25 protein-coding genes and 3 pseudogenes are annotated in these 25,721 nt (G+C 68.7%); 13 read left to right on the top strand and 15 right to left on the bottom strand.

Annotated features, from left to right (window positions below):
• Positions 1-10 precede the first annotated feature (10 nt).
• Positions 11-826 (top strand): endo alpha-1,4 polygalactosaminidase, encoded by an 816-nt coding sequence (locus ACIQ7M_RS37195; RefSeq protein ID WP_403652598.1) that lies wholly within the window; start codon positions 11-13, stop codon positions 824-826.
• 370 nt (positions 827-1,196) lie between these two features.
• Positions 1,197-1,841: a GAP family protein gene (locus ACIQ7M_RS37190; protein ID WP_403652595.1), complete on the top strand. Its 645-nt coding sequence runs from the start codon at positions 1,197-1,199 to the stop codon at positions 1,839-1,841.
• A gap of 323 nt (positions 1,842-2,164) precedes the next feature.
• Here the strand turns inward: ACIQ7M_RS37190 and ACIQ7M_RS37185 are convergent, their stop codons facing one another.
• The gene (locus ACIQ7M_RS37185) at positions 2,165-2,542 is read right to left on the bottom strand and encodes a hypothetical protein (protein ID WP_403652592.1); all 378 of its coding nucleotides are present in this window, start codon (positions 2,540-2,542) and stop codon (positions 2,165-2,167) included.
• A 602-nt stretch (positions 2,543-3,144) separates the two neighbouring features.
• Complete coding sequence (locus ACIQ7M_RS37180) at positions 3,145-3,558, bottom strand: DUF4345 domain-containing protein (protein WP_403652589.1); 414 nt, start codon at positions 3,556-3,558, stop codon at positions 3,145-3,147.
• Positions 3,559-3,648: 90 nt separating this feature from the next.
• Between ACIQ7M_RS37180 and ACIQ7M_RS37175 the strand changes: the two genes are divergently transcribed.
• Positions 3,649-4,278, top strand: coding sequence for a TetR/AcrR family transcriptional regulator (locus tag ACIQ7M_RS37175; protein WP_403652586.1), 630 nt, complete (start codon positions 3,649-3,651; stop codon positions 4,276-4,278).
• A 373-nt stretch (positions 4,279-4,651) separates the two neighbouring features.
• On the opposite strand, the gene ACIQ7M_RS37170 is transcribed toward ACIQ7M_RS37175, so the two are convergent.
• From ACIQ7M_RS37170 to ACIQ7M_RS37150, 5 genes are all read right to left on the bottom strand, one after another.
• Entirely contained in the window at positions 4,652-5,053 is a 402-nt protein-coding gene (locus tag ACIQ7M_RS37170; protein WP_403652582.1) for a transposase, read from the bottom strand.
• A 441-nt stretch (positions 5,054-5,494) separates the two neighbouring features.
• Positions 5,495-6,031: a GNAT family N-acetyltransferase gene (locus tag ACIQ7M_RS37165; protein ID WP_403652579.1), complete on the bottom strand. Its 537-nt coding sequence runs from the start codon at positions 6,029-6,031 to the stop codon at positions 5,495-5,497.
• Between the two features lie 440 nt (positions 6,032-6,471).
• Complete coding sequence (locus ACIQ7M_RS37160) at positions 6,472-7,626, bottom strand: lactonase family protein (protein WP_403652576.1); 1,155 nt, start codon at positions 7,624-7,626, stop codon at positions 6,472-6,474.
• 685 nt (positions 7,627-8,311) lie between these two features.
• On the bottom strand, positions 8,312-9,352 hold the full coding sequence (locus ACIQ7M_RS37155) for a vWA domain-containing protein (RefSeq protein ID WP_403652573.1): 1,041 nt from the start codon (positions 9,350-9,352) through the stop codon (positions 8,312-8,314).
• A gap of 127 nt (positions 9,353-9,479) precedes the next feature.
• Complete coding sequence (locus tag ACIQ7M_RS37150) at positions 9,480-9,914, bottom strand: hypothetical protein (protein WP_403652570.1); 435 nt, start codon at positions 9,912-9,914, stop codon at positions 9,480-9,482.
• Positions 9,915-10,155: 241 nt separating this feature from the next.
• Here ACIQ7M_RS37150 and ACIQ7M_RS37145 point away from each other — a divergent pair, with 241 nt between their 5' ends.
• On the top strand, positions 10,156-10,818 hold the full coding sequence (locus tag ACIQ7M_RS37145) for a lysophospholipid acyltransferase family protein (RefSeq protein WP_403652782.1): 663 nt from the start codon (positions 10,156-10,158) through the stop codon (positions 10,816-10,818).
• A 144-nt stretch (positions 10,819-10,962) separates the two neighbouring features.
• Here the strand turns inward: ACIQ7M_RS37145 and ACIQ7M_RS37140 are convergent, their stop codons facing one another.
• Positions 10,963-11,607, bottom strand: a complete 645-nt coding sequence (locus tag ACIQ7M_RS37140; RefSeq protein ID WP_403652567.1) for a hypothetical protein — start codon at positions 11,605-11,607, stop codon at positions 10,963-10,965.
• A 243-nt stretch (positions 11,608-11,850) separates the two neighbouring features.
• The gene (locus ACIQ7M_RS37135; protein ID WP_403652564.1) at positions 11,851-12,708 is read right to left on the bottom strand and encodes a DUF1996 domain-containing protein; all 858 of its coding nucleotides are present in this window, start codon (positions 12,706-12,708) and stop codon (positions 11,851-11,853) included.
• Positions 12,709-12,921: 213 nt separating this feature from the next.
• Here ACIQ7M_RS37135 and ACIQ7M_RS37130 point away from each other — a divergent pair, with 213 nt between their 5' ends.
• On the top strand, positions 12,922-13,356 hold the full coding sequence (locus ACIQ7M_RS37130) for a hypothetical protein (RefSeq protein ID WP_403652561.1): 435 nt from the start codon (positions 12,922-12,924) through the stop codon (positions 13,354-13,356).
• A 262-nt stretch (positions 13,357-13,618) separates the two neighbouring features.
• Here ACIQ7M_RS37130 and ACIQ7M_RS37125 read toward each other — a convergent pair whose 3' ends face one another.
• Together ACIQ7M_RS37125 and ACIQ7M_RS37120 are read right to left on the bottom strand one after the other, a co-directional pair.
• The gene (locus tag ACIQ7M_RS37125) at positions 13,619-14,113 is read right to left on the bottom strand and encodes a hypothetical protein (RefSeq protein ID WP_403652558.1); all 495 of its coding nucleotides are present in this window, start codon (positions 14,111-14,113) and stop codon (positions 13,619-13,621) included.
• Positions 14,114-14,178: 65 nt separating this feature from the next.
• Entirely contained in the window at positions 14,179-14,688 is a 510-nt protein-coding gene (locus tag ACIQ7M_RS37120) for a hypothetical protein (RefSeq protein WP_403652555.1), read from the bottom strand.
• A gap of 469 nt (positions 14,689-15,157) precedes the next feature.
• On the opposite strand from ACIQ7M_RS37120, the gene ACIQ7M_RS37115 reads away from it, so the two are divergent.
• Positions 15,158-16,093 carry a protein-L-isoaspartate(D-aspartate) O-methyltransferase gene (locus tag ACIQ7M_RS37115; RefSeq protein ID WP_403652552.1) on the top strand — a complete coding sequence of 312 codons (936 nt, stop codon included), beginning with the start codon at positions 15,158-15,160 and terminating at the stop codon, positions 16,091-16,093.
• A 102-nt stretch (positions 16,094-16,195) separates the two neighbouring features.
• Here the strand turns inward: ACIQ7M_RS37115 and ACIQ7M_RS37110 are convergent, their stop codons facing one another.
• Positions 16,196-16,882, bottom strand: coding sequence for a hypothetical protein (locus tag ACIQ7M_RS37110; RefSeq protein ID WP_403652549.1), 687 nt, complete (start codon positions 16,880-16,882; stop codon positions 16,196-16,198).
• Between the two features lie 218 nt (positions 16,883-17,100).
• Here ACIQ7M_RS37110 and ACIQ7M_RS37105 point away from each other — a divergent pair, with 218 nt between their 5' ends.
• Positions 17,101-17,415 carry a WhiB family transcriptional regulator gene (locus ACIQ7M_RS37105; protein WP_403652546.1) on the top strand — a complete coding sequence of 105 codons (315 nt, stop codon included), beginning with the start codon at positions 17,101-17,103 and terminating at the stop codon, positions 17,413-17,415.
• Positions 17,416-18,001: 586 nt separating this feature from the next.
• Here the strand turns inward: ACIQ7M_RS37105 and ACIQ7M_RS37100 are convergent.
• Together ACIQ7M_RS37100 and ACIQ7M_RS37095 are read right to left on the bottom strand one after the other, a co-directional pair.
• Complete coding sequence (locus tag ACIQ7M_RS37100) at positions 18,002-18,166, bottom strand: hypothetical protein (protein ID WP_403652543.1); 165 nt, start codon at positions 18,164-18,166, stop codon at positions 18,002-18,004.
• Positions 18,167-18,775: 609 nt separating this feature from the next.
• Positions 18,776-19,717, bottom strand: a complete 942-nt coding sequence (locus ACIQ7M_RS37095; RefSeq protein ID WP_403652541.1) for an NAD-dependent epimerase/dehydratase family protein — start codon at positions 19,715-19,717, stop codon at positions 18,776-18,778.
• A 143-nt stretch (positions 19,718-19,860) separates the two neighbouring features.
• Between ACIQ7M_RS37095 and ACIQ7M_RS37090 the strand changes: the two genes are divergently transcribed.
• From ACIQ7M_RS37090 to ACIQ7M_RS37075, 4 genes and pseudogenes are all read left to right on the top strand, one after another.
• Positions 19,861-20,589 carry a TetR/AcrR family transcriptional regulator gene (locus tag ACIQ7M_RS37090; protein ID WP_403652537.1) on the top strand — a complete coding sequence of 243 codons (729 nt, stop codon included), beginning with the start codon at positions 19,861-19,863 and terminating at the stop codon, positions 20,587-20,589.
• Between the two features lie 172 nt (positions 20,590-20,761).
• Positions 20,762-20,913 (top strand): annotated as a pseudogene (locus tag ACIQ7M_RS37085) (XRE family transcriptional regulator); the annotation flags it as partial.
• Between the two features lie 173 nt (positions 20,914-21,086).
• Positions 21,087-21,464 carry a VOC family protein gene (locus ACIQ7M_RS37080; protein WP_403652534.1) on the top strand — a complete coding sequence of 126 codons (378 nt, stop codon included), beginning with the start codon at positions 21,087-21,089 and terminating at the stop codon, positions 21,462-21,464.
• A 123-nt stretch (positions 21,465-21,587) separates the two neighbouring features.
• A pseudogene (locus ACIQ7M_RS37075) lies at positions 21,588-22,824 on the top strand (IS701 family transposase).
• Between the two features lie 24 nt (positions 22,825-22,848).
• On the opposite strand, the gene ACIQ7M_RS37070 reads toward ACIQ7M_RS37075, so the two are convergent.
• Positions 22,849-23,586: a hypothetical protein gene (locus tag ACIQ7M_RS37070; RefSeq protein WP_403652531.1), complete on the bottom strand. Its 738-nt coding sequence runs from the start codon at positions 23,584-23,586 to the stop codon at positions 22,849-22,851.
• A 357-nt stretch (positions 23,587-23,943) separates the two neighbouring features.
• On the opposite strand from ACIQ7M_RS37070, the pseudogene ACIQ7M_RS37065 reads away from it, so the two are divergent.
• Positions 23,944-24,237, top strand: a pseudogene (locus ACIQ7M_RS37065) (toxin Doc); the annotation flags it as partial.
• A gap of 199 nt (positions 24,238-24,436) precedes the next feature.
• Positions 24,437-25,426 (top strand): YdcF family protein, encoded by a 990-nt coding sequence (locus ACIQ7M_RS37060; RefSeq protein WP_403652528.1) that lies wholly within the window; start codon positions 24,437-24,439, stop codon positions 25,424-25,426.
• Positions 25,427-25,721: the final 295 nt, after the last annotated feature.

Raw genomic sequence — 25,721 nt, 5'->3', positions numbered from 1 at the left:
GCTCATCCACATGAGCCACTTCAGCCGCACTTCCCGCAACCTCCTGGGCACCGTCATCGGCGCGGCAGCGCTGGTCGGTGCCCTGGTCGCACCGGTGACCTTCGCGCAGGCCGCATCCGTGCCCCTGCCGCCCACACACGTCGGCTTCGACTATCAGATCGGCGGTGCCTACACCCCGCCGGCCGGGGTGAAGGTCGTCACCCGGGACAACGCCGCCTCCCCGGCGGCAGGCCTGTACAACATCTGCTACGTCAACGCCTTCCAGGCGCAGCCGGGTGCCGAGAGCGAGTGGGACTCCGACCTGCTGCTGCGCGACGCGTCCGGCAAGGTCGTCTACGACGAGGACTGGGGCGAGGCCTTCCTCGACATCGGCACCGACGGCAAGCGGCAGCGGATCGCAGGCAAGATCGGAAGCCTGATCGACCGCTGCAAGACCAAGGGCTTCCAGGCGATCGAGCCCGACAACTACGACAGCTACACCCGGTCCGGGAACCGCCTGACGGTCGGCAACGCGCAGGCGTTCATCAAGCTGCTCTCCGCCCGCGCCCACGCGGACGGCCTGGCCATCGCCCAGAAGAACACTCCCGAACTGGCGGGCAACCACACCGCCAACGGTCTGGACTTCGCCGTGGCCGAGGAATGCGGCCAGTACGACGAGTGCGGCGACTACACCAGCGCCTTCGGAAACAACGTCATAGTGATCGAGTACACCAACTCCGGCAGGTCGAAGGCCTGCAATGGATGGGGCAGCAAGCTGAGCATCGTCCAGCGCGACGTGGACGTCAAACCGGCGGGCAGCAGCGGCTACGTACGCAAGACCTGCTAGACCGCGACCGACCCGAGTCGTGTGCCACCCTGCGACGGCCGGGCGCCGTCGCAGGGCGGGCCTGGTCTCCACAGCCTGGAACACGGGCGCATGGTCGGGTCAACGGACGCGGGCCCAAACGACGAGCCCGGGCTGCGGACGCGAAGGGAAGAGGTCGTTCGCACCGGTTGCGGGCTCGCGGGCATCGGAAGCCCGACTTCGATCACAGGCGCGACCCGGCGGTACGGGGACACGGACGCAGCTTCCTTGACCTGCCGTACGGTCCCCTGCAGAGTCGGCATGCGGCACCGCGTCAGCGCCGCCTGATTCCGCCGAACTGCCGGCCCGGCACGGGCGCAGCCGGTCCCGACCTCCAGGAGCGACTGATCCGATGGTCCTCGACCTCCTCGTGATCGGTACGGCCATCACCCTGGGGCCTTTGCACAACAGCGCCTTCATCCTGCTGCTCTCCTCACGGCGCGGCGTTCGCCAGGGCCTGGCGTTCCTCCTGTCGTGGCTGGCCAACCTGATCGCGGTCATCGCCTGTGTGGTGCTGCTGACCGGCGGTCAGCCCCCGGCCCATCACAGTCCGCCCTCGACCGCCGCGGTCGCCGCGAAGCTGGGCATCGGCCTGGCGCTCGTGCTCTATGGCGGCTACCGGCGCCGTCGGCCGCCGCGTCCGCACGGACCGCCGCGCTGGAGGGCCCGTATCGACGACGCCTCCACCGTCACAGCAGCAGGGCTGGCCTGGGTACTGCAGCCTTGGGCGCTGGTCGGAGCCGGCGCCGCCACCGCTGTGGACGCGGACCTCTCCACCCTGAGCGACTGGCTCGCGCTGAGCGGCTATTGCCTGCTCGCCACGCTCAGCCTCATCGTCATGGAGATGTTCACCATCTGGGCGCCGACAACGGCCAACGCCCGTTTGGACGCCCTGCGCGACTGGATGGACCAGCACCAGGAGCAGTTGATCGTCACGCTCTCCCTGATCGTCGGCCTGTGGCTGATGGGACGGAGCATCTACGACCTCGTGGTCTGAATCGGCGCCTGGCGCGCAGTCTCTCCGCCCGGCTCGTCGACGAGGTGAAGAACAGCTGCCCGGGCTTCGGGGCATCCCGCTGACGCCCCTCAGTCCCGTGCGGCGGGACCTCGGCACGAACCATGGCCCCACCGCCCTGTCGCGCGGCCGTGGGGCCCTGGCGGTGGCGCAGATGGCGAGACGGTCGCCGGTCGAGGAGCCGGTCGAATGACAGGCGGGCGCCGGCCCGTGGCGGCGGGCGCCGTGCGAGGCCGGCGCCCGCCTGAATCCGCGGCTGCTGTCCGGAGTGTCACGCCGGTGCGGCACCCCGGGGAGCGCGCGGGCTACCGGCCGGTGTCCTGGTACGGAGAGGCGCAGTAGTCGACGCTGTCAATGACCACGCACGCGGTGAAGAGGATGATCGGATTGCTCTGGATGTCGGGGGTTTCGGTGCAGAGGCCGTTGCCCCTGGAGTCATACAGCGTCTGAAGGCTTCCGACCTTGCGGTAGTAGCGGACGGCGACCCCGTAGCCGTCCGGATAGGCGTCGCAGACCCTGACGGCGCCGTTCGCGCCGTAGGACAGGGCGTTCGCGCGGATGTGAGCGCCGTAGGCGACGACGGAGGTGCGGTCGGCGGCCTGTGCCGGCCCCGATAACGCCAGCGCGCCCAGCAGAGCCGCGACGGCGGTCAGCGCGCGCCCCGTCTTCCGATACCTGGTCATGATCTTTCCCTTCTCGTCGGCCTCTCGGGCCTGAGGATCCCCGTGGCGTGTGCTGTGGGGCTGGGTTGGGTCGGCCGAGGTCCTGTCGGACATCGGGCTACCGGTTGCGGCTTTGTGCGGCAGCGCCCTGCTGTCACTTCGGACCATCCCGCGGGCGTTGCGTCGGAGCGTGACTGCCGTTGCCCGGGACGCCGGGGCCGTGTCGCCATCCATGCCGTCCGGCCGGGACTTTCAGGGTGCGCCGGGCCAGGTGTCGGAACCCATCACTGCCTCCTGCCGTGGGGCTACGGTTTTCACCCTCAGACGGCGGCGAGCGCCCAGGGTGTGACACCGAAACTCTCGATGTGACCCACATCTGATTGTTCGGCGGTACGTGGTCCGCGCGCGGAGGCGGCCGGCACTCAAGTAAGGGGCCAGGTGGAGCAGTTCGGGCCTGACCGCTGCAGGGAGGTCTCAGGACATCGCCGGCGGCAGTGGCGACGGTATCGGCTGCTGTCGCCGGTCACGTAATTCCCCGCGAGCGGCATCGGCTTCCCGCCCCCGGTGCTCGGCAGGTTCGGACGGCGGGAAGCCGCGCCCCGGCTCGTCGGCTCGAGGCGCGCTCATAGCCCCGCGGCCGCGACCTCCGCATCGCTGCGCGTGGCGCGTTCTTCCGCGTCGGCCAACCAGAACAAGACCGGGGGCAAGCCGAGTTCGATCACCGCCAGCACGATCTGGAACCATTGCGGCCAGCCGTGCACGGCGAGGGAGAGAAGTCGGCCCGTGCCGCCCAGCAGGAAGACACCCGCCAGCCACCGCACCGCCTGAGCCGGGATCGGCCGCTGTTGCCCGATCCATAGCCACGCCAGCCCATAGCCGACGAAGGCAGCCCCCATGAACCGGCCCCAGCTGTCGACCGTCGTACCGGCGGAACCGGCCCCGGGGATCGCCGCGTTGCCGAGGATCACGTGGTACAGGCCGATCGCCACGCTGGACCAGCCCATCAACTGTGTGAGTGTGCGCAGAGCCCTTGCCATGATTCCTCCGAGCTGTCCCGGTGGAGCTTAGTTGACACGCGTCTACTAGGGTGGAGGTGCTAGTGGACACATGTCAAGTAGCCTTCACGCGTGCCTTCCCGCCAACGACTCACCCCCGCCGACCGCCGCGCCCAGCTCCTCACGGTCGGAGCGCGGCTCTTCGCCGCACGTCAGTACGACGACGTCCTGATGGAGGAGGTCGCCGAAGAGGCCGGCGTCTCCCGAGCTCTGCTCTACCGTCACTTCTCCAGCAAGCACGCCCTCTTCGCGGCCGTCTACCAGCAGGCTGCGGACCAGCTGCTCGTCGAAACCCGGCTCGACCCCGCGGACTCCTTGGCGGAGCAGCTCATCCAGGGCATGGAGGTCCATCTCGACTACTTCGTGGCGAACCGCCATGCCGTCCTCGCCGCGAATCGTGTCCTCGCGGGCGATCCCGTGATCCAGACGATCATGGCCAACGAGCTGGACGCACTTCGTACGCGGCTACTGGCCGTACTTCCACTCGCGGACGGGAATGCCCGTGAGGCCGTGTCCGGCGTCCTGAAGAGCTGGCTGGTCTTCGTCCAGGTCCTCTGCGTCGACTGGCTCACCCACGAGACCTGCACCCGCACCCAGTTGCGTGACGTCTGCGTCGGCGCGGTGCTCGGCGCGCTTCGGCCGCTGCTCGCCGACGACCCCGCCCCCGACTGGCGGCCAGAGCGGCCCAACGCCACTGGGTAGGGCCGCGGTACGACGAGGTCGGGGTGCCCGCCGCACCCCCGGTCGGGTCCGAACGTCCGATGGACACACTGACGCCGCCGGGGCAAGCCGAACGGCGACCGGACGGCGCGGGAAATGAGGCTGCTGATCAGGCAAGAGAGGGCCTGCCGTGCCTCCTGCCGTCGGCGTCGGAGGTCCTACGGCTGGATCCGACGGCGGAGGGGCATTTGGACGAGAGTGATCTGCGGGCCGCGGCGCTGTAGAGGGAATCGGGCCGTGGCCATACGACCTGGGACCGTCCTTCACTCGATGGCCGGGCCCGGCCTGGCACCTAACGAGTAGCCGCACGATAGGGCTTGGGATGTGCTGGCTTAGCGGTTCGGCTCAGGGCGTATCAGCAGGCCGTCGCGCGGACGAGGTCGAGTTCCATGCTTGGCCTGCTGCGAGTGGGACGCTTGGCGCTGCGGTCGGAGACCAGGGCGCCGATCGTGGCAAGTACCTCGGGCAGGTCGGCGCGCTCGCCGGTCCGGCGTTGCAGCGACCGCCACTGCTTGACCTCTGCGTTGGCGTGCTCGACCATGATCCGCCGTGGGGATTGGTGGCGGCGCGCATAGTCGTAGAAGTTGCGCTCGGACGGCCCGGCGTCCGCTGGCGGTTTCTTCGGCGGGGCGCTGACCTGGCCGGGGAAGTCGCGGGCCAGACCGGCATAGCCGGAATCGACTTCGGCTCTCACGTTCGGGTGCAGCCGCAACTGCTCCTCGATGCCCGCGGTGCGTACTGCGGTGGCATCGTGCATCCGGCCTGGGCGTATCGCCCCCAAACCCCAGCTCCCGACCCTGCTCGTCGCTGATCATCGTGGCCTTCTCGGTGTTCTGCCTCTTCTTGCCCGACACGAACGCCTTACGGTCTGACCACCCCACCTTCGGGCGGCGTACCTGCACCTCGGTACCGTCGATCCGCAGCGTGATCCCCTCCGCCTGGGCATAAGCGAACACGTCCGCGAGGGTCCTGGGCCTGATCCCGGGCCGGTCCGGGACCGCGAAACCGCAAGCGGCCAGCAACGGGCGCACCTCGCCGACCGCCCGGCCGATAGTGGAAGGCGAGACTCTGAACAGCGCAGCATCAGAGCAGGCCGCGCGGGCCCAACTTGACTTCACGCTCCAGATAATCCCGTCCGGCTGTTCGCCTTCTGGCACCAGGGCGGCTGCCGGAGCTTGACCGCCGATACATCGATCATTCAGGACCGGGCCCGGTGCGCCAATTCGTGGTCGAGGATGCTGAAGACTTCAGAGTCACGCCAGCCGTTCCGGAGCAGCGCGGTGTGCCGGTGCCGGCCCTCGTGGGTCATGCCGAGCTTGCCCAGTACTCGGGCCGATGCGACATTGCGAGGATCGCAGGTCGCATAGATCCGGTGCAGTCCCATCAGCCCGAATCCTCTGCTGAGGAGTTCCCCGCCAATGGCTGTACCCACGCCTCGTCCCCACACCCGAGGATGCACGAGATAGGAGATCTCGCCCTGGCGGTGGGCCAGGCTACGAACCTTCAGCTCGCCAATACCGACGAGTTCACCGTCGAGGCAGGCCGCATACACGAATCTTGCCCGTGGGGACTGCAACCGGGCATCTACGGCGCCTTGGACGAAGTCTCGCGTCTGTTCCTCGGTATTCGGCCCCCACGCCTGGTAGCGGCAAGCCTCCGGCAGGCTGGCGAAGGCGTGTACATCGTGGCAGTCACCGACAGCGAGATCGCGCACAGTCACCGAGCTATTGATCACGGGCCGATCCTGCCAGGCCAGCAACGCCAAATGCCAGCAATCAAGTTGCAGGCTCCTGGACGATCAAGACCGCGTCACTATCGTGCGGCTACTCGTAAGACACCTGAAGTCAGTCCGCGGAGCCCACGCCCCAGGAATCGGCGTCAAAGCCCCTGGCCTGGTTCATCAAAAGGGCCGGCTGTACGAGTGCTGCCTCGCGCTCGTCCCTGCCCGTCGCGCCGCCGATGCTGTGGCCGTGACGAGCTGGTCTCGAGTGGAATCAGTACCCCTTTCCCGGCGTACGTGATGGACCTCGTGAGGCGGACCTCCTGGTCGTCGTGGGCAAGTTGAGCATGTGCGATCCGGGGGGCCTGAACCAATCCGCCCCCGCGCCTCTGGGCGAAGGGGGCGGGGGCGGGTTGACGCGCGGGCCGGTGGGTGTGGCCGGGACGGCGTTCGGGTCAGTCGGCGACGATGCCCTCGCCGCCGACGGCGCCGGGTACGGTGACCGATCCGATGCGTGTGAGGGAGCCGTCGCGGTTGACGCGGAACTCGTTCACATGGCCCTGCGCGCCCGTCTGCACGTACAGGTTGCGACCGTCGGAGGAAACGGCGGCGTCGACCGTGCCGGGGTCGGTCGCGGTGTTGCCGAGGGCGGCCAGGGTGCCGTTGCTGCGAACGCGGTAGCCGGACAACGTACCGCTGCCGGCGTTGGAGGCGTAGAGCTTGTGGTCGGTGGCGACGATCCAGCAGGTGGCGGCCTCGCCGGTGAGGACCTGGCCGACCGAGGTGAGAGTGCCGTCGCGGTGGAGGACGAAGGTCTCGACGGCGTTGGGTCCGGCCTCAGTGACCTGGAGGCGGCCGGCGGAGTCGAAGGTGAAGCCGAACGGCACGGCGCCGGGGGTGGAGGTGACCACAGGCCGGGCCGCGGGTGTGCCGCGGCGGTTCAGCCGGAAGACGTCGATGGAGTTGGCGCCGGCCTTGGTGGTGACGACCAGCTTCGAGCCGTCGGGTGTGAAGGAGATCTGCCCGGGGGTGTGGGTGAACTGCGGGGTGGCGTTGGGGTCCAGGCCGAGGCCCCGGTGCCAGGAGTCGACGCCCGTCAGCCGGTGGCCGGTGCGGACGAAGCCCTGGATGGAGCCGCCGTCGAGGGCGTTGAGCACCCAGACCCGGTTGCCGTGGAAGGTGACACTGACCGGGAAGTCACCGCCGGTGGGGAGGACCTGGAGGCGCTCGAGACGGTCGCCGTGCACCGCGAAGAGGGTGAGGGTGTCGCTCCCGGCGTTGACGGCGTAGAGCAGCCCTGCCTTGCGGTCGTAGGCGAGGGAGCCCTGGGAGGCCAGGTGGTCCACCACCGAGCCGTCCAGCACGCCACCACGTCCCCCTGTCGGGAACACACCACGCCGGTGGAGCGTGCCGTCGGCGGCGCGGTGGTAGGCGACGACGGTGTTCGCGGTGGTGTTGTCGCTCTGGACGAACACCACTCCACCCTGGGGGTGTGCCGGGCTGTGCGGAGCGGAGGGGGAGGACGCGGTCGCTGCCGGAGCGGCGAACAACGCGGCCGCCGCGGCCGTGGCGACGCCGACACCTGCGAGGCGGGCCTTGCGGACGGTCATGGTGTTACTCCTGGTGCAGAGAGTTGGGATCGGCCGCCGCACAGTCCGGGTCTCCACTGGGCATGGCGGTGGAGAAACGAGTTCGTGCGCTCGCGAGCGTTGCCAGACGGCCTCATGCTTGTCGCAACACGGAAGAATGACGCACCGAAAGGCGCACACAGCCACGGCGTGCAGGGCACACAAGGAATGCCATCCATATGGCTGCGCATTGGCGTGGTCGCAATCGGCGGCGGACTCTCTGCAGTGCCGCACCGTTCAACCATCGGCTGTGAAGAGACAGCTCATCGTCCCAGGGTGGAGCAGCGCGTATCGTACGGTGACCACCACTCATGGCATGGTCTGCCGCATCGGCGGCGTACACGGTCAAGCGGCCTGTTCCCCCGTCCGGGCGAGGAAATGTCGCGAAGTGACAGGGTGCGAGCAACCGTCCTCAGCCCTGCTCCGTCCCCCTCGGGTCAGACGGTCCGCATCGTAGGCGCGAAGATCGCTCACATCTCCGGGGATGGCGCCCTGATGGTCGCCTGAGCGACGTACGCGGTTCCGTAGAGCGCCGTTGACCGTGCCGTGCCACTCGACGTTGCCGTCGAGGCCGTCCGTGTGGACGGCAGCGGAATTGTTCTCGAAGATCGCCGTGGGACGGGCCCAGATCACAAGAGGCTTCCGGACCCGCCGAGCCCTCAACGTGTCAGAGCATAAGCAGCAGTCGCGTGTTGGACACGAGCTTCCGGTTCACGCTGGTGCTCTGCACGAATATCGTGAAGTCGTCGTTGTGGTCGGGCTTGACGCGTACCTCCGTACTCGGAAGGCCGAGCAGGGCTCGGGCCTGAGGTCCCGAGTAGATCCGGTCCGTCTTCTTCTCCAGCACGGCGATCTGCTTCTGCGCCTGGATCTTCTCGGACTTGCTCAACTGGTAGAAAGCGCCGCCGGTGCGGTAGGTGTGCCCGCATTCGACGACCCAGTCCCGTATCGCCGCGTCACGGGTCACCGGGATCAACCGGTACCCCGACGGATCCACCGCGGCGAGCCCGGCCGCCTTGATGGTGTCCTTGTTGACCGCCTCCGCGCCCACGGAGAACACCGCCCGCGATCCCCGGATGCCCTGGGTGCGGCCGACCATGAACTTCTCGGTGGCCTCCCGAATGACCTGCCCGGCCTCCTCAAGACCACGTGTGCTCGTGGCGTCCCAGATGGCGATGTTGTCCCTCGGGAATCCGCACTGCGTGGCCTCGCGCTTGCCCATCTGGTCCGGCACGAGGACGGCCAGCGTCCAGTTGTCCTCCTGCGTCGCGATCATGTCGGACACGGCCTTGATCAGTTCACGCGGATCTTTGACAGGAGCATCCGGGCAACGATGGCTTGCGTTCTCCTGCCCGTCCGTCAGCACGAACGTCAGGAAGCTGTGGTCGCCGTACAGTTGGGCCGTCTGCGCCAGCTCTCGCTGTGACTTCAACGAGGCGGCCAGCAGAGCCGTCATTCCTCCGACCCGGTACAACTGCTTCAGCGACGGCATGCGCAGCACGTCCTTGTCATAGATGACGCACTCCACCTTGTCCGCGAAGACGTACACCGTGACACGGGTCTCCTGGTCCAACTCTCGCGACCGGCGGGCAAGATACGCAATCTGCTGGTCGGCGACCTCGACGACCTTGTGGCTCAGGTGCGACATGGACGAACTGGCGTCCAGCACAAGAGCAACGTGATTGATGTAGTTCTGGCTTGCGGCCACGGCAGCTCCCCCTCGTTCCGACTCGATACCCCACTGTCTCACCCACCACTGACAATCGATCTTGGCTCTCGGGGAGCGTCATGGTGATGACGTGTGGGCTTCAGGCCGGCGTACGTCGTGGCTGTCCCTACAGGGACATGCCGCAGTACAGACGTCGTCCCGGTGCGGCGTCGCGGGCGAGTTCGCCGAGGCGTTCGAGGAAGTCGGCCATGAGTCCCGGGTCCTGCCCGCGACCGTCCTCGGTGTGGGTCCATGCGGTGGCTGCTTCAAGAAGACGCTCCGGGGAGGCCGCCGCGAGGGCATCACGGAGGGAGTCCGTGAGCGAGACGAGCCAAGGTCCTTCGGTATCGGAGTCGTTGAGCAGTTCGCAGAAGCGCGGGTCGGTTTCCACCTGCTGCTCGGACATTCCTGTCAGGTGGGCTTCGACGGGTCCGAGGATCAGGTAGGGGTCTGCCCCTTTGAGGCCGAGCGTGCCGAAGGGGTCGGCCATGCGGTCGCCTTCGAACAGGACGAGGGCCTGTGTGTCGTCGGTGGCCGCGTAATAGTCGTAGATGTTTCCCATGGCCAGATCGTGCCAATCAAGAGCAGCGTCGTTCAAGCGATCCGCCGATCGGATCAGATGATGCCGAGGGCCGGTCGAGGGTCGGACGGCGCCTCGCCCGTGTTCGCGCGGGCCGGTGATGCCGCGGCGGTATGAGTACTGGGAGCAGGACGTCTGGGAAGTTGAGTAGGACAGCTCATGCCCCGGGCGGTGACCGTCATCGACGATGGAGATCAGCATTGTCGATGACGGGAGCCAGTTCATGCTCGGCCGTACCGCCAACACCCTGGTATCTGCCGTTGGACGGCTGTCCGTGACGCGCGACCCCGGCGCGGAGCTCGCGCCGGGGAGCATCATCGCGGCGAACCACACTTCTCTGGCGGACCCCGCCGTCGTAGTCGCTGCCTTGCATCGACTCGGCGTCACACCGGTCATCATGGCCACCGCGGGGCTGTGGCACATCCCGCTGCTCGGTCGATCCCTCACCCGCGAGGGGCACATCCCTGTCCACCGGCGCGACAGGCGGGCCGCCGGCGCGCTCGACCTGGCGGCACAGGCCCTGCAGCAGGGACGGCTGGTGCTCATCTACGCCGAAGGCGGCCTGCCGCGCCGCAAGGACGTCGCGGAGGCGGCCCCCGGCGACTTCCGTACCGGCCTGGCCCGCCTCGCCGAACGCACCGGTGCCCCTGTCGTGCCGGTCGGCCAGGCCGGCGCCCGCCGTGTCACCTCAGGCCGCGTGATCAAGCAGGTCGCGGGCCTCGCCACAGCGCCGTTGCGCCGACCCGACCTGCACGTCCACGTGGGCACCCCGATTGTTCTGGCCGGTGACAGCGCCGTCTGCACGGCCCGGGCTCGCACCGCGGTGACCACCGCGTGGAGGACCGCGGCCGCGCACCTCGGTGAGCCTGCCGCGCTCGCGGCCTAGCGTGGACGGTGCCCGAGCCCACGTGGCACGGCGGCGTGCGCTCACTTCGCCGACCTGGGGATGCACGAAGGGCGCGGCCAGAGCCCAGGACCTGCCCGGACATCCAAGCCATGGCAGGCCCCCAGCTGTGACCCGCTGGCCCAGTCAGCCAAGGCGCGGAACTGACTCGCTTCTGCCAGTGCCAGTGCCAGTGCCAGTGCCGGTGCCTGTACGGGTGCCAGCGGCGAGCAAAGCGAAGCCCAGTGCGAATCCGAGCATGGTCCACACGCCGCGGGGCCAGAAGATGTGGCTGTCGGTGAAGGACCAGCCGGCCACCAGGAGAACCACCGTGCCGGGGAGAACTCGCGTGCCGTGTTCCGGGAAGAGCGCGACGGCTGTCGCCAGCACCCCGACGAGGAGGGCGTAAGCGCCGACCTGTCCGAGCGACTCACCCGTGTCGTAGAGCGGATACTTGATCAACCCTATGTTCGCTGTCCCGGAGGCGTGCTCAACCGCGGTTCCCGCCGCTATACCGGCTACGGCGTCGAGACCGGTGTAGAAGGCTGCGTAGGCGAAGGCACTCGTCCAGGCCACTACCGTGGCGAAGCCTGTGAGGTCTGGTCGGGGGCGGTGCCACAGAGGGACGAGGAGGCCGAGCGTGAGCAGCGGGAAGACTGGCAGTAGCGCGATGTGCAACTGCGCCCAGTCCGCGGCCGTCGCCCTGGACAGACCGTGCGGGTGCGCGACGCCTGCCGCGGCCAGCACGAGAGGTGCGATGGTTACGAGGGTGATCTTTTGAATGGTCAACACGCCGTGATCGTAGGTGCGTTGCGTCGTTTGAGGTGGCGGCGTAAGGGCTTCGTAAGATTCTGCGTGGAGCCGGAAAACACTGGGACGCCCCCTGTTGGGGCGCCCCCTCCGAAGCGGCACTGGCCTCGCCCGTCTTGGGGCGAGGCGAGAACAGAGGTCCATCATGAGACACGTGAGGGACTGAGTCTCCAGTCGATTGCTTGAGGCGATGGGGCCGGGGGAGTCGCGGCCCCATGGGTCGGATCAGCCGCAGCGGCGCCCGGAGTTGATGCAGGAGACCGCATGGTTCATGAGCCGGGTGGTCATCACGTTGATGAAGTCGTTGTGGTCGGTGATGGCGTTGTGCTGCTGTCCCTGGAAGCCGTCGACGGCGAAGTTCGGTGCCGCAGGCGCCTTGTAGGCGAGTCGTATCGTCAGCCGCGGGATGGCCTTGAAGCCGCTTGCGCATGTGCCGTTGGCGTCGGCGAAGGCGACGTGGCTCCGGTGGTCGGCGCTGTCGACGTTCTTGCCGTCCCAACAGCTCTGGAAGGCGAAACTGCGCACCACCTTGCTGCCGTTGGGGCAGATCGGGTACTTGTCGGTGAGCTGGACCTCGTTCTCGAAGCCGGTGCAGCTCCAGTGGGCGTTGGCGTTCTTGGTGCCGTTGGTGAACGCTTTGGCGTCACCGGTGATGATCCGCAGGAAGCGTGGCATCGCCACGACCTTGCCGGTGGGGCTGCCCTGGTAGGTGATCGTGACGTTCGTGGGTACCAGGATGGCACCCTTGTTGCCCTCGGCGCCGCCGCCGAGGGCGTTGACGTCGGGGCCCTGGCGGGTGGTGTCCCGCAGGACGGGCCAGTAGTACGCGGACTGGTCGCCGTTGGTGCAGGAGGTGCCCTGGGCGCTGAGGGACTCGTTGGTCGAATTGAAGTCCACCTTCCTGCTGCCCACGTAGTCGTGGACGTGGTGGGCACCGTTGCTGACACCGGGAGCGACGATGTCGTTGTCCGAGTTGTGCTGTCCCTGTTTGTTGACTCCGCATCGGGAGGTGAAGACTCCGGTCGAGGCGCCGGCCCGCCTGCGGACCTGACGCACGTTCGGGGCCACCTTGGTGATGTCCACGAAGTCGGCTGTGGAGGGACCGTCATTGCTCTGCCCTGCGGCCTCTGAGCCGTTGCCTTGCTGTCCGGCTTCACCTTCTTTGTCCTGGGTGCCGCCAGGGTTCTGGCCCGTGGCCCCGGTCCCGGATGTCGGGGCCCCGGGCGCGTCGAGGCCGAGGTTGCAGACGGCGAGACCGTCCAGGCCTGTGGGCTTGGCGGCCGACCGTCCGACCCGATGGCCACCACCATCACCGCTGCCGCCGTGACCGCCCTGGCCCTGTTCCTGCTAATCCCGCTGTCGACCGGCCCGATCACGGCCGTCGCTCTGGTCTTCCTCATGGCCCTGGCCGGGTTCACCGTCAACCCCGTCGTCACCGCCCTGGCCGTCCGCTTCGCCGGTGACGCCTCCACCCTGACCTCGGCGCTGACCACCTCCGCCTACAACACCGGCATCGCCACCGGCTCCGCCCTCGCCGCAGCGGCCCTGAACTCTTCCCTCGGCTTGACCGGACCGCGCCTGGTCGACACCGTCTCCGCCGCCCTCACCCTCCTTCCGCTCATTACTCTCGCTCCCACCGGCACCCGCAACTCGACCCGGATCGTGGCCCGGCGCACCACCCCGGGCCGCGTACCCGGCGACACCACCACATCGGTGTCTTCACAGCACTGACCCCCGGCGGGCGGGAGGAAACGTCCCTCGTGCACGCGGCGGAGCGCGTCCCTGATCGGCCACCACATCAGCTGGAAGTCCTGCTCCGTCGCGTCAGTTCCTGGGCTCCCGGCGTCAGGCCACGGGCTTCGGAGACGTGGACGCGGGCGGGGGACTCCAGGGTGATCGCGTGCGAGCCTGGCCCCAGCAGCGAGTGGCCGAACTGATCGAGACGCCTGCGGATTGGGGAGGGAAACCAGCCGGGGTTCAGCGGGACTGCGGCTCACAACCTGGTGGAGTCGTCCCGGCTGAAACGGATCTTGTCGGGGCGCCCCTCCAGCAGGAGCAGAGCGAGGGTGACGACTGGATCGAGTGCGGCGTCGCTGTGGGTATCGAAGACGCGGGCGCCGCTGCTACGTCTGAACCGTTCACGCACTCGCAGAATGGTGCGCTCGCCGACGGTAACCGTGAAGATCAGTTTGGGCCAGAGCCATTGCCGGTGGATGCGGTATTCCTGAGACCAGAGTGTCACGGTGTTCCCCGAGCGCTCGCCCACCTGCTGCTTCTGTGGCTTGTCGGCGTACAGCCGGGCCGATCCGCTACTGAAGTCGACCTGGAGTCGAGGATCGCGGCTCCCCGCCGGATCCGATCCGAGCCATATGCCTTGCCGTTTGTGGCCGCTCTGCATCGAGACCACGGACGTCGGCTCGCCATCTATACGTAGTGTGGTGGTTAGCCTGACCATTTCGGCCTGGCCGGGGCGCAGTTCGTGAGTCATGAGCGCCGTGCTTTCGCTGTTGGAGGGTCGGTATCAGGTGCCGGCGACGCGGAGAGTTCCCGCCATCACTCCGGCGCCGACCGGAGTGACAGGATCCGGTCGGGTACGTCGGCGGTCTGGGCTTCTGGGGTCGCGTACACCCGCAGGGTCTCACCGGCTTGGACGACTCGCGGTTCGGTCCAGGTCTCGTGGGGCCCGGGGATCAGTATCTGTGTGGAGCCGTAAGCCGTGTCGTGGATCAGCACGGAGACGATCCCGGTGACCGGCAGTCCGGGGCCGTACGACTGCAGGGGGTGATCGTCCGGCCCCTCTGCCTGTACCACCAGGAGTCTGCCGTCGAGCCAGTGCCCGTAGGGGTTCAAGTCGGCCCCGGTGCCCACCGGGATGCCGTCCACCCACAATCGCACGGTCGACGCCTCCATGTCGTGCCAGAACACCGCACGATGGCGGTCTCTGCCACCGCTGAACCACACATGGACCGTGAAGTCACCGCGGAAGCTGTGGAATCCGCCGCAGGCACCCTGGACCGGGCCCTCGCGCTCGCCACGTGGCGCCTCCCCGGCGGGAGTTGGCACAACAGGGTCCAGTCGGCACACCGACGGTTCGCGGCAGACACGATCGATGCGCCGTGTGCACCCGAACCCGGCCGCCGCACAGTCGCGCGCGGACGCGGCAGACAGCAGGGATGCCAGCCGTTGCCCGTAAGCGTCCCGGTCGGTACGGCTCATTCCGTCCCGCGCCTGCTGCCACCAAGCGAGCAACTCCGTTCCCTGCGGCGACTGCCGCAGGTACTCGCCCCAGGCCTCATCCCGCACCCCTGACACTTCCTCACGGGCTCGCCAACGCCTGCCCCGCCCCAGTTTCTTCACCAGCTCCCCGCCCCACCGCTGTGTTGATCGCCAGAGATGGCCAGACTTCCAGACAAATGTCGTACCAGCGAACCAGTTTCAGGAGGCCGCACAACCAGCGATGCGGACGAGCGGTCGTAGCTCGCGCGGGCAGCGTCCAGGACACGAGCCTCGCGACGGTCCTTTCCAGCGACCGGTGGAGGCAGGCGACCGCGCGTGTCCCGCGCCGGGCCGGAGCGGCTCCACGCACGCCGACCACGCCGCACCGGGCGCGATCGCCTCGCGCAGGCCGACCTCGTCCTCGACCCTGCCCACCCTCATGGTGACCATCTCCCGGCACGCGCTGCTCGCCGACGGCTCACGCACACTGGTGACGACCGGCACCGGATACGGAACCGCCCTGGCCTGCCACCGGCTCGGTGCCCAGCTGGTGACGAGCGTGGACGTCGACCCCTACCTCGTGCAGGCCGCGGCCGGCCGACTGGCCGCCGTCTGTGACCTCACCCGCCAGCCCCTCCCCGGAAAGCTCGACCGCATCATCTCCGCCGTGTCGGTCCGCCCAGTCCCCGCCGCCTGGTTGAACGGCTTGCGTCCCGGCGGCTGGCTGGTCACCACCATCACCGGACTGATCCTCATCGCCGACAAGACACCCGACGGCGGCACCCGCGGACACATCGCCTACGACGGGGCCTCCTTCATGAGCACCCGCCACGGCGGCGACTACGATGACCCCGCACCGCAAGCCTCAGTGTGGGCGGCGGCGGACGGCACGGGCGAGGACGTGTCCACCAGCCGGTACCCGCTGCTGTGCGTACCGGACTCCTGGGCGGTGCGCTTGATGCTGGAACTGGCGGCCCCCGGGATCGAGCACGGCGTCCAGCGCAGTGACAGCGCAGGCCGCACCGTGTGGATGGGGCACCCCGACGGGTCCTGGGCGCGCGCAGATGCGGACGGCCCCCGCAACATCGCCGACGGCCACCAGGGTGGACCGCGCCGCCTGTGGAACCTGCTGGAAGAGATCCGCGACCGTCTCAACACGGTGGGCGAACTGCCCGTCCACGGAGCCGCGGTCACGCTCATCTTCGACGGCGAGACCACCCTCTCCCGCGGCCGGTGGTCGGCCACCCTGTGACGCCACCGATGCAGCGATAAGGGGCCGGGAGAGCGACGGGCGTGAAGACCCGTCGCTGCCTCAAGCCTTTCCAGCTTGGGGGAGACGGTTCGACGGCCCGGGTTACACCGGCGCCGGGACCTTCTCGCTCGCGTCGGCTCCCTCCGAGTCGGAGGAAGGCGCGGCATCTGTCTCCGCAGCGCCACGTCCGGCGTTTTGCGTGCTGGTGTAGTACACCGTGCTTCCCTGCTTCGAGCGCTCGGCGAAGCTCTTGGCGACGAGGCGCTCCACGGTGTTGCGCACCGTGTTGACGTCACGGACCCGCTCGGGGTGCTCCTGTTCCAGCGCGATCACCAGTTCCGCAGCGGTACGCGGTTCGCTCTGGTCGGCGAGGATCTGCTGCAGAAGTGCCCCCAGCGGCGGCTGACCTGAGGTCGGCTGGGGCGCCTTCTCGGCGGTCTTCTTCGGCACCTTTTCGGCGGTCTTCTTCACCGCGGTCTTCTTCGCTGCGCGCCTGGGTACTGCCTTCTTCGCCGACTGGTCCGAGGCGGAGGCTGCCGCGATCCGCGGGCTCGGCACAGCTGTTGCGTCCTGCGCGGCAGGCGGAACGGGGGCCGCCGTGTCGGTGACATCCGGTGTGTCCTGCCGGGCGGGTACCGAGCTCTGCAGCCCGACCAGGAACGCCTCGTCGGCCCTGAGGTGCTGCAGGCGTTCGGCGAGCAAGGCTTGTTGTGCGCGGTTGGCCTCGAGGTCGGTGGCGAGCTGCTGCGCGTACCTGTCTTGGATGGGGAGGTCGGCGGGCTCGGGCAACGTGCTCACACTCCTGGATTCTGTCGGGTGTTGTCGCGCAGGATGCTACTCACCTGAGTGGCGTGGCAGTTGCTGTCCTGTACGAACACCACCCGCACGAGCATCCTCGGGCTCACGGTTTTCGTGAGCCGAAAGCCCGGCATGACCCGCATCGCAGTGGTGTTGACCTGCGCAACAGGCTCGCACCAGCCGGCGTAGGCGTCGGGGGAGGGGGACACATGACGGGTGTGAGGGACAACTGGAGCGACAGGGCGGCCTGTCACAGCATCGACCCGGAGGAGTTGTTCGGGCAAAGCGCCCGGCAGAAGCGGGCCAAGGCGGTCTGTTCGGGGTGCTTGGTCCGCACTGAGTGTCTGGCCGAGGCGCTCGACCAGCGCATCGAGTTCGGTGTGTGGGGCGGTATGACCGAACGGGAGCGCAGAGCACTGTTGCGTCGCAGACCGGATGTCCTCTCGTGGCGGCATGTTCTGGACAGCGCCCGCCGCGGGGCCGTGCAGCCGCAGGCCGGCCGGCATGAGGCCGACACCCGTTGAGTGAATCTCCGCTTCTCAGACGCAGCCCACCCCAGTAGCGCGTTGGCCCGGGGCCCAACGCGCAGCGCCTCGGACTCCGTCCCGGGTCCCCGCATAACAGCGAGAGCGCTCGATGAGCCGCTCCTTGGCCTGCGCCAGTTGTCGTTGGAGCGGATGAAGCGCATGGCCAGGTGAGCGGCGGCCGTCCACCAGTGCCACGTTGTTGATGCCGAAGGACTCCTCCATCGGCGCCCGCTCGTAGCGCTGTTCGAGGACCGCCTCCAAAACAGAGCCTTCCGCCCACCGGGCGCGGGCGGCCGTACGCCGTCTGGCGTGAGAACTGCCCAAGCCGCCATCGCCGACTTCCTCACCAAGCTCAATGAGCTCGGCTACGCCGTCGGTACCCGGCGCCTGCACGGCGGCTTTGCACGCCTCGCCAACGCACGCCCTGTACGCCGCGCACCGCCGCCTGGTCCTCACTGCCTTGGGCCCCCTGCGTCTCGGCGAGCTCCGGCCATTGGGCCGTGATGATGACGGTCGTGCCGTATAGCCGGATCCGGCGTGGAGCGACGCTGGCCGGCCCCCCGGCGGACTGCCAGCTGGGCGGTCACAGCTTCAGGAAGAGGGCCAGGGCCATGAATACCGCCTCCGCGATGGTCAGTACGGGCAGGACGCCGGGGTAGAGAGCGGCGAGCAGCCTGGGGATCCTCCGAGGTCCTGATACGCCATAGCAGGAGGTCAGAGTACGTTTCTGGCGGCTAATTTCACGCAAAACGTCCTGGACACCTTCAGCGCCGCGACGGAGGATTCCGCTCGACCTGGGCCTGGACGGAACAACCGCCTCCGGCAGTCCCCCTCTTCGCAGTCGTCCCACGTCGTTGGTGGTAGAGCGAACATTCACCTGGCTGGGACGGTGTCGCCGCCGGTCGAAGGCGTTTCTAGCCATCTGGAATGTTGCTGAGAACTGGCAGGAGGCAGTTGCGTCGGAACCTGGGTGACGTCAAACAAATGTTGACCGTAGGCTCTCGGCGAAAGGCAGGTGCGGTGGACATCACGGTGCAGTGGATCAAGATGTCATGGATGAAGCGGTCTGGCGAGGAGGCCGCTGCCCGCAGGAACGCGGCGCCGGTCGGCTTTTTGTTGCCTCAGGTGCCCTCCGAGTCTGCCCACTTCGTCCAGATGTCCGAGCGTGATGGTTCCGAGCCGCGTTCGAGCCAGAAGGGCCTTCGCCAGATCGGTGTCAGCCTGCGGGACGAAGGTGATCGGCTCCGAGCGCTCGCTCGCATGAAGACGCTCTTCGGGTTGCCGCCTCGGCCGCGCAGGCCGCCCGCAGTTCGGCTGCTTCCCGGGCGGTAGGTCCGCTGGCGGTTGAACTACCGGTTCACCAGCGCCGGTAGGAGTCCGCGGTGGCGCTGAGTATCTCGGTCCAGGGGGTGGGCTTGAGGCTGAAGGTGGCGGTGGCCGCGCCCGAGTCCATCACAAAGGGCCGTTCGAGCTGGTAGGCGACCTCGCGCAGGGCCCGCACGGTCGGGTTGACCAGGCCCAGCGCAGCGAGCATGGCGGCCGGGATCTCGCCGACGCGGACCGGCGCGACCCCCGCGGCCTCGGCGAGGTCGGCGATGGCCTCGCGCTGGGTGCGGGGCGGGTTGCTGGGGACGTGCCAGGGCCTGCCCCAGGCCCGTTCCTCGCCGCCGACGGTGACCAGCAGCCGGGCGGCGTCCTCGGTGTAGGTCCAGCTGTGGGCGGTGTCGGCGCTGCGCAGCACCTGGACTCCGCGGCCGGCCAGCAGTCGCGGTACGACCCGGGCTCCGAGGGGGCTCTCGGCGTGCGGGCCGATGTAGTCGGAGCCGCGGATCTCGGTGGCCCTGACGCGTCCGGCCCGGTGCAGGGCGAGCGCGTCCTCCCACATCAGGGCACGTACCCGGCCCTTCGCGGAGTTGGGGTCGAACGGGGTGTCCTCGGTCATCGGGGCGGCGACAGCGCCGTAGCCGTAGAGGTTGCTCACCGTGGCCAGAACGGCGTCGGAGCGCTCGGCGGCGGCGAGCAGGGCGGTGGCGAGCGGGGGCCAGTCCATGGCCCAGCGGTGGTAGGCAGGGTTGGCGCAGTTGTAGAGCACCGCCGCCCCGGCGGCCAGCTCGCCGAGCGCGACGGCGTCGGTGGCGTCCAGCCGCACGAACCGTACGCCCGGCAGGTCGTCGAGGCCGGCTGTGGCGGGCACGGCACCGGAGCGGCTGACCAGGACGACCTCCTCGCCGCGGGCGGCGAGCAGCCGCGCGGTGGCCGAGCCGATGGGACCCATGCCGACGATTAGGTGCTTACTCACGGTTTCCTCCGAAGCGCGAGAGAACAGTGTTCTCGCTTTGGCCGACACCGAGAGACTGGCGCAGCGCCGGAAGATTGTCAAGAACGGTGTTCTCGCTTGCGTTCAGTGTTCTCGTTTTCGCCGTCCCGTGCCAGGATGGACCCATGTCCTCCCCGCAGAAGCCCCTCACCGCACGGGAACGGGCCCGGATCGAGTTCACCGCGGAGATCAAGGCGGTGGCCCGCAGACAGCTCGCCGAGAGCGGCGCCGCCGCGCTCTCACTGCGCGCCGTCGCCAGGGAGCTCGGCCTGGCCTCCGCATCCGCGCTCTACCGCTACTTCCCCGGCCGCGACGCCCTTCTCACCGCGCTCATCCTGGACGCCTACACATCCTTGGGCGCCGCGGCCGAAGCCGCCTACACTGCGCTGGACGGGGCGGACGGGGAGCCGGCGGACGCGTTGGAGCACTGGGTCGGCGTCTGCCACGCGGTGCGGGACTGGGCGCTGGCGCATTCGCACGAGTACGCGCTGATCTACGGCTCGCCGGTGCCCGGCTACGCCGCCCCCCAGGACACCGTGGCGCAGGCCACCCGGGTCCCCTACCTGATCGGCACCCTCTTCACCGACTCTCCCGGCCAGGACGGCCACCACCCCGGCGACACCCCGCCCACGATGCCCGACGACGCCCGGCAGTCACTGGCGCCGCTGCTCGCCGGACTCCCGCCGGACACCCCGGCCGACCTGGTCATGAGCAGTCTGATGGCCTGGACCTACCTCTTCGGCGCCATCTCCTTCGAGCTCTTCGGCCACCGCAGCGCGATCGTCGCCGACCCCCGCGCCTTCTTCGACCACGAGGCACGCCGCCTCGGCGCGGCCCTCGGCCTCGCCACCTGACGGAGCATCAAACCTGCTGGCCGGCACCGGTCGCCGGAACCATCGCTGCCGCTGTCGCCGCTGTGGAGACAGCAGGGGGCGAGCCAGGGCGGGCGGCGGTGCATCTGCCGCGCGTCGGGCTGCCGAGCGGAGACGGCCTGGACGCCGCGGTGCACGAGACGTTCACCCGTCCGACGCCCAAGAGCCCGGCGCCCGCGACACCGGGCTTCAGGAGATCGCGGGCGAAGCGCTCAGGGAGGTGTACTTCCAGGACGGCGGAGCCGCGCCGGAAGCCTGGAAGTGGTCCGGTTCACGGACGTCGAGCACCTGGAGTTCGAGCTGTAGATCCCTAAGGGCGGAGCAGTGGGCGTTTCGGGAGTGGCCACCGCGATGCCGCCTTCGCTCCTCGATGATCTGGACCAATGACCCTGTGCAGGTACTCGATTGATCGCAACATCACTCGGGTTCTAGTACTCCAGCTGTAGATCGTGATCCGGCGTCGTGAGACGCTGCCCTTCGTGATCGCGAAGCTGCAGTGTGTGGTGTTGGACTGTGCCGATGTCGTTGAGCTGTCCCGGTTCTACCAGTCGCTTCTCGGCGGCGTAGTGAACCAGCCGGATCCGCGGTGGTCGCTCGGCGACGGCTGGGCGACGCTCCACATCGACGGTGGGCTCGTGCTGGCCTTCCAGCGAGTCGAAGACCATCAACCACCAAGGTGGCCGGATCCCGCTCGGCCCCAGCAGTTCCACCTCGACCTGGGGGTCAAGGACCTGGAACGAGCCCAGGAAGACGTCCTCAAGCGCGGCGCCACATTGCTCGACGAGGGGGACAGGAAGCGGAGTTGGCGCATCTTTGCGGATCCGGCAGGTCACCCGTTCTGTCTCGTCCGGGACTGACAGGAGACACCGCAGGGGTGCGGCCACCGTTGATCATCGGGAGTTGTCTGGACTAACGATGAGACGGTGGCCGCAGGCCACAGAATAGATCCCGCCCGATGGCGGGAGGCGTTCGAGGTGGCCATGAGCCGGATCGCGGGCCGGTTCAGCCGCTACGAACCCCGCTTGCGGGCCGGGCGGTTGGTGCTCGGCATGCTGTCGGACCTGCCGCGCAAAAACTGCTGGACGATCGCGGAGTGGGCTGGGGAGGCCAGCCCGCACGGCATGCAGCATCTGCTGTGCCGAGCTTCCTGGGATGCCGAGGGCGTCCGCGATGACGTGCGCGAATACGTCGTCAAGCACCTTCACGACGAGGCAGCGGTGCTGGTAGTCGACGAGACCGGCGATGTGAAGAAGGGCACCCACACGGTCGGGGTCCAGCGCCAGTACACCGGAACGGCCGGGCGGATCGAGAACTCTCAGGTCGCCGTCTACCTCGTCTACGCCGGCGCCCGGGGACACGCGGCGGTGGACCGGGAGCTGTACGTCCCGCGCTCCTGGACATGCGACCCGGATCGCTGCCGGGCAGCGGGGCTCGGCGAGGACACCGTCTTCGCGACCAAGCCGGAACTGGCCGCACGATGATCGAACGCTTCCTGGACGCCGGACACCACGTGGGCTGGGTCACCGGTGACGAGGTCTACGGCGGCAACCCGAAACTGCGCACGGCTCTGGAGGAACGCGGCATCGGCTATGTCCTCGCGGCGGCCTGTTCGGCCGAAGTGACCACCGGAGCGGGCACTTCCGCGCCGATACCCTGGCGAAGAAGGTGCCGAAGCGGGCCTGGCAGAAGCTCTCGGCTGGACACGGTGCGAAGGGACAGCGGTTCTATGACTGGGCCGTCATCGATCTCACCGAGGCAGCGCCGGGCAGGCGCCAGCTCCTGCTCCGCCGCAACCGCACGACCGGCGAACTCGCCTACTACCACTGCATCTCACCTCAGCCGGTGCCGCTGACCGAGCTGGTGCGGGTCGCCGGATCCAGATGGCGTGTGGAAGAGACCTTCCAGACCGGGAAAGGGCTGGCCGGACTTGATGAGCACCAAGTCCGCCGCTACCCCTCCTGGACCCGCTGGGTCACGCTCGTGATGCTCGCCCACGCCTTCCTGGCTGTCGTCCGCGCCGACGAACTCGCCTGCAACCCCGCCCCGGACGGGCTGGTCCCGCTGTCCTGCAACGAGATCCAGCGACTGTAGATCACGCTCGTCGTCCAGCCCCGCCACGACATCGTTCACCGACTCGGCTGGTCCGACTGGCGACGCCGCCATCAGCAGCAATCACGCACCAGCCATTACCTGCGACAAGCCGCATCCCAAACATGAAGATCACGATCTACAGCTGGAGTACTAGAGCGGGGAGTTGCTCTCAGCCTGCACTCTGCTTTCGATCGACTTACCGCCGCCGACGCACTCGTCGAGGAACTCGGAGAGTTGTGCAAGTGCCGCGAGCAGGCGTTCCGTGCGCTGTGTCCTGTCCCCGCGCGCGGTGTCCAGGTAGAACACGATCAGCCGGTCGACCCAGATTCGCCAGGCTGGGTCCTGGAGTTTCTCGCAGAACTCGCGGTAGGTCATGAGGCGCTCGTCGCCGCGGATCCACACCGACTCGCCGATGCTTGGCTGTGTCACGTAGTAGACACCGCCGTTGACGAGGAAGCCTCGCTGTACGCGCAGCAGCAGCGCGGCGAGGCGGGTGTCGTCGGTCGCGGACAGGCGAAGGTAGGGAAAATCCTCCCGAACCTTCTTGAGCTGGGCGAACAGGCAGGATGTCAGGTAAACCGACGACATCAACGCACAACCGGGTCCGGTGAACCAAGCGGCGTCCTTCGCGGACACCTCCGCCGGGTCCTCGATGACCAGCAATCCAGTGTCTGCTCCACGGGCCGAGATGCTGTTTCGGATTCTCGACAGCCTGAAGTGGTTCTCCACCAGGTGTAACCGGAGCGGGTTCAGGTACTTTGCATTCAATTCCTGACGCTGTCCGTGTATTTCCCTGCGTCGCTGCTGCCGTTCACTCAGGAAGATTGAGCACATCGTCACGACGACCGAGGTTGCTGCCGCTGCCAGAGCTGCCAAGGCAGCGGTCACCGGGGAACCTCAGACACGTCCATCACCCCCGGGTCGCTGCCCCGGACTGGGCAGAGAGTCTCTGGCGGACCAGACTTTCACAGATGTCCTCAGCAGGGAGGGCAACTTGAGCGAAGAGTTCCCGCGCGGCGGGTTCCGCGACGCATCGCCAACCTTTCGGGACCGCGCCGCCCGGGATGGAGAAGATCCGGCGAAGGGCGTCGATCCAGGGGCCGGGCTCCGGCTCGGGGGCCGCGTCCACACAGGCGCCGATGTGGTCGCTCACGTCGTCGCCGAGGAGCGCCCAATCACGGTGGCTGGATCGGCAACGCACGGTCCACCGGTTGAGCACATTCGCCCGTACACGGTTGAGCAATCTCCGCGCTGGTCGCGGCCGTCGCGCGGCACAAGACGCGGATGCCGACGCTGGAGGCGTCCGACCCGGACACCGCCTGGCGCGCGGCCGCGCTCCCGCACACGATCGTCCGCCTGGAGCCGCTTCTCCGCCGCAACAGCCTGTTCACCGCCTTCGTGGCCGCCCAGTACATGGACCGGTCCGGCGAGGACATCGACCCGCCGTACGGCGCCCTGCCCGACCTCGTCAGGAAGGTCCGCGACACCCGGCTGCGCATCCACGCCGTCGTCGATGTCCTGCGCCCCTGGCGCGTCTGACCCGGGCGACGGGCGTACGCCGGTCCCGACTGAGCGCGTCGGGGTCCGCCTGCGTACGGTGAGCCCGGACGGGGCTGCGAGGATGTCCGGCAGCCGTCCGCACCAGGCCCCGCAGCGCTGCGCGGGCCGGGGAATGCGCAGGCGGCGACAGGTGGACGGGGTCGGCCCCGGTGGGCGGGAGAGCGGAGTGGTGGGGGACGTGCCGGAGTACCTTGCCGCGGCGGTGTTCGCCGTGGGCGGCATCGTCCATGCCGTGCTGGCGCCGCACCGGTTCTCCACCGCTGTCCTGTTCTGCCTCGCGGTGACGTCGGCCGGGCTCGGCGCGGCCGCCCGCAGTGCGCAGACCCACCCCACCGTCGTGACCGTGCTCGCCGTTGCCGCCCTGCTCGTGACGCTCGCGCTGGGCCTGCTCCTGCTGGTCGACGGCATCGTCCTGGTCCGGCGCTACGGACCGCAGGCGGCCCTGCTGGCGACCGGCGCCGCCGGCTGCGCCCTGCTGGCGGTGCTCGGCCTCGACGCGGTCGTCCAGACGGCCGGGGGCGAGGTGGCGGGTGCCCTCATCGCGGCGGTGAACGCGGCCGCCGGATACCTCAGCCTGCTCTTCCTCATCTTCACCGTCTACGTGTTCGTCCGGGGCCGCAGCACCCCGCCGCCGGGGACCACCCATGTCGTCGTCCTGGGCGCCGGGCTCAATGGCGGCCGGCCCGGCCCGCTGCTGCGCCGCAGGCTGGAGCGGGCCCTCACGGTCGACGCCGCCGGCGCACCGGACGCAGACGGTGTGGTGTTCGTCGTCTCGGGCGGCCAGGGCGACGACGAGGTGCGCTCCGAGGCGGACGCCATGGCCGACTACCTGCGCGCACACGGGGTGGCCGCCGACCGGATCGTGCGGGAGGACCGCTCCGTGAACACCAGGCAGAACCTCCGCTTCAGCGCCGCCCTCATGGACCGCACCGCCTCCGGGCACCGTGCCACGGTGGTCACCAGCGGCTTCCACGTCTACCGCACGACCCTGCTGGCCCGTCGCGCCGACGTTCCCGTCCACGTCGTGGGCGCGCCGACGTCGCCCGCGTACTGGCTCTCCGCGACCCTGCGCGAGTTCGCCGCCGTCCTGTGGCTGGACCGCCTGCTCCTGATCGGGCTCAGCCTGCTGCTGGCGGTGCCCGTGGCGACAGCGGTCTTCCAGCGCTGAGGCATCCCTCCGCGCGCCGCCCCGGGCAGTAGGCGGCGACCGGGAACGCCGTCGAGCGAGTCTGCTGAGCCGCGGGCCGGTCGACCCGGCCCGCAGCAGCCGCCGGATCGACGGCGCCGGGCGAAGAAGGTGGGACGCCGGCGCCGCCGCGGCGGCCCTTGAGGACGCCCGGTTCGACGCCCGGCAGGACGCGTGGCATAAGACGCCATTTCGTTTGGCGTGATCTTGCGGCAGTCTGGGGTGGTGACTGCTTCGCTTGTTGAGCGGATGGTGCCGGACGGTTTGTGGGAGCTGT

Source organism: Streptomyces sp. NPDC096324, from assembly GCF_044763015.1.
Lineage (GTDB): Bacteria > Actinomycetota > Actinomycetes > Streptomycetales > Streptomycetaceae > Streptomyces.
The sequence above is the reverse complement of the archived record's forward strand: the minus strand, read 5'-3'. Positions and strand labels throughout refer to the sequence as shown.

What these genes read in the sequence shown, in the direction of transcription:
- ACIQ7M_RS37195 (WP_403652598.1), top strand. Translation starts at nt 11, where the DNA reads ATGAGCCACTTCAGCCGCACTTCCCGCAACCTCCTGGGCACCGTCATC.
- ACIQ7M_RS37190 (WP_403652595.1), top strand. Translation starts at nt 1,197, where the DNA reads ATGGTCCTCGACCTCCTCGTGATCGGTACGGCCATCACCCTGGGGCCT.
- ACIQ7M_RS37185 (WP_403652592.1), bottom strand. Translation starts at nt 2,542, where the DNA reads ATGACCAGGTATCGGAAGACGGGGCGCGCGCTGACCGCCGTCGCGGCT.
- ACIQ7M_RS37180 (WP_403652589.1), bottom strand. Translation starts at nt 3,558, where the DNA reads ATGGCAAGGGCTCTGCGCACACTCACACAGTTGATGGGCTGGTCCAGC.
- ACIQ7M_RS37170 (WP_403652582.1), bottom strand. Translation starts at nt 5,053, where the DNA reads ATGCACGATGCCACCGCAGTACGCACCGCGGGCATCGAGGAGCAGTTG.
- ACIQ7M_RS37160 (WP_403652576.1), bottom strand. Translation starts at nt 7,626, where the DNA reads ATGACCGTCCGCAAGGCCCGCCTCGCAGGTGTCGGCGTCGCCACGGCC.
- ACIQ7M_RS37150 (WP_403652570.1), bottom strand. Translation starts at nt 9,914, where the DNA reads ATGGGAAACATCTACGACTATTACGCGGCCACCGACGACACACAGGCC.
- ACIQ7M_RS37145 (WP_403652782.1), top strand. Translation starts at nt 10,156, where the DNA reads ATGCTCGGCCGTACCGCCAACACCCTGGTATCTGCCGTTGGACGGCTG.
- ACIQ7M_RS37130 (WP_403652561.1), top strand. Translation starts at nt 12,922, where the DNA reads ATGGCCACCACCATCACCGCTGCCGCCGTGACCGCCCTGGCCCTGTTC.
- ACIQ7M_RS37125 (WP_403652558.1), bottom strand. Translation starts at nt 14,113, where the DNA reads ATGACTCACGAACTGCGCCCCGGCCAGGCCGAAATGGTCAGGCTAACC.
- ACIQ7M_RS37105 (WP_403652546.1), top strand. Translation starts at nt 17,101, where the DNA reads ATGACGGGTGTGAGGGACAACTGGAGCGACAGGGCGGCCTGTCACAGC.
- ACIQ7M_RS37090 (WP_403652537.1), top strand. Translation starts at nt 19,861, where the DNA reads ATGTCCTCCCCGCAGAAGCCCCTCACCGCACGGGAACGGGCCCGGATC.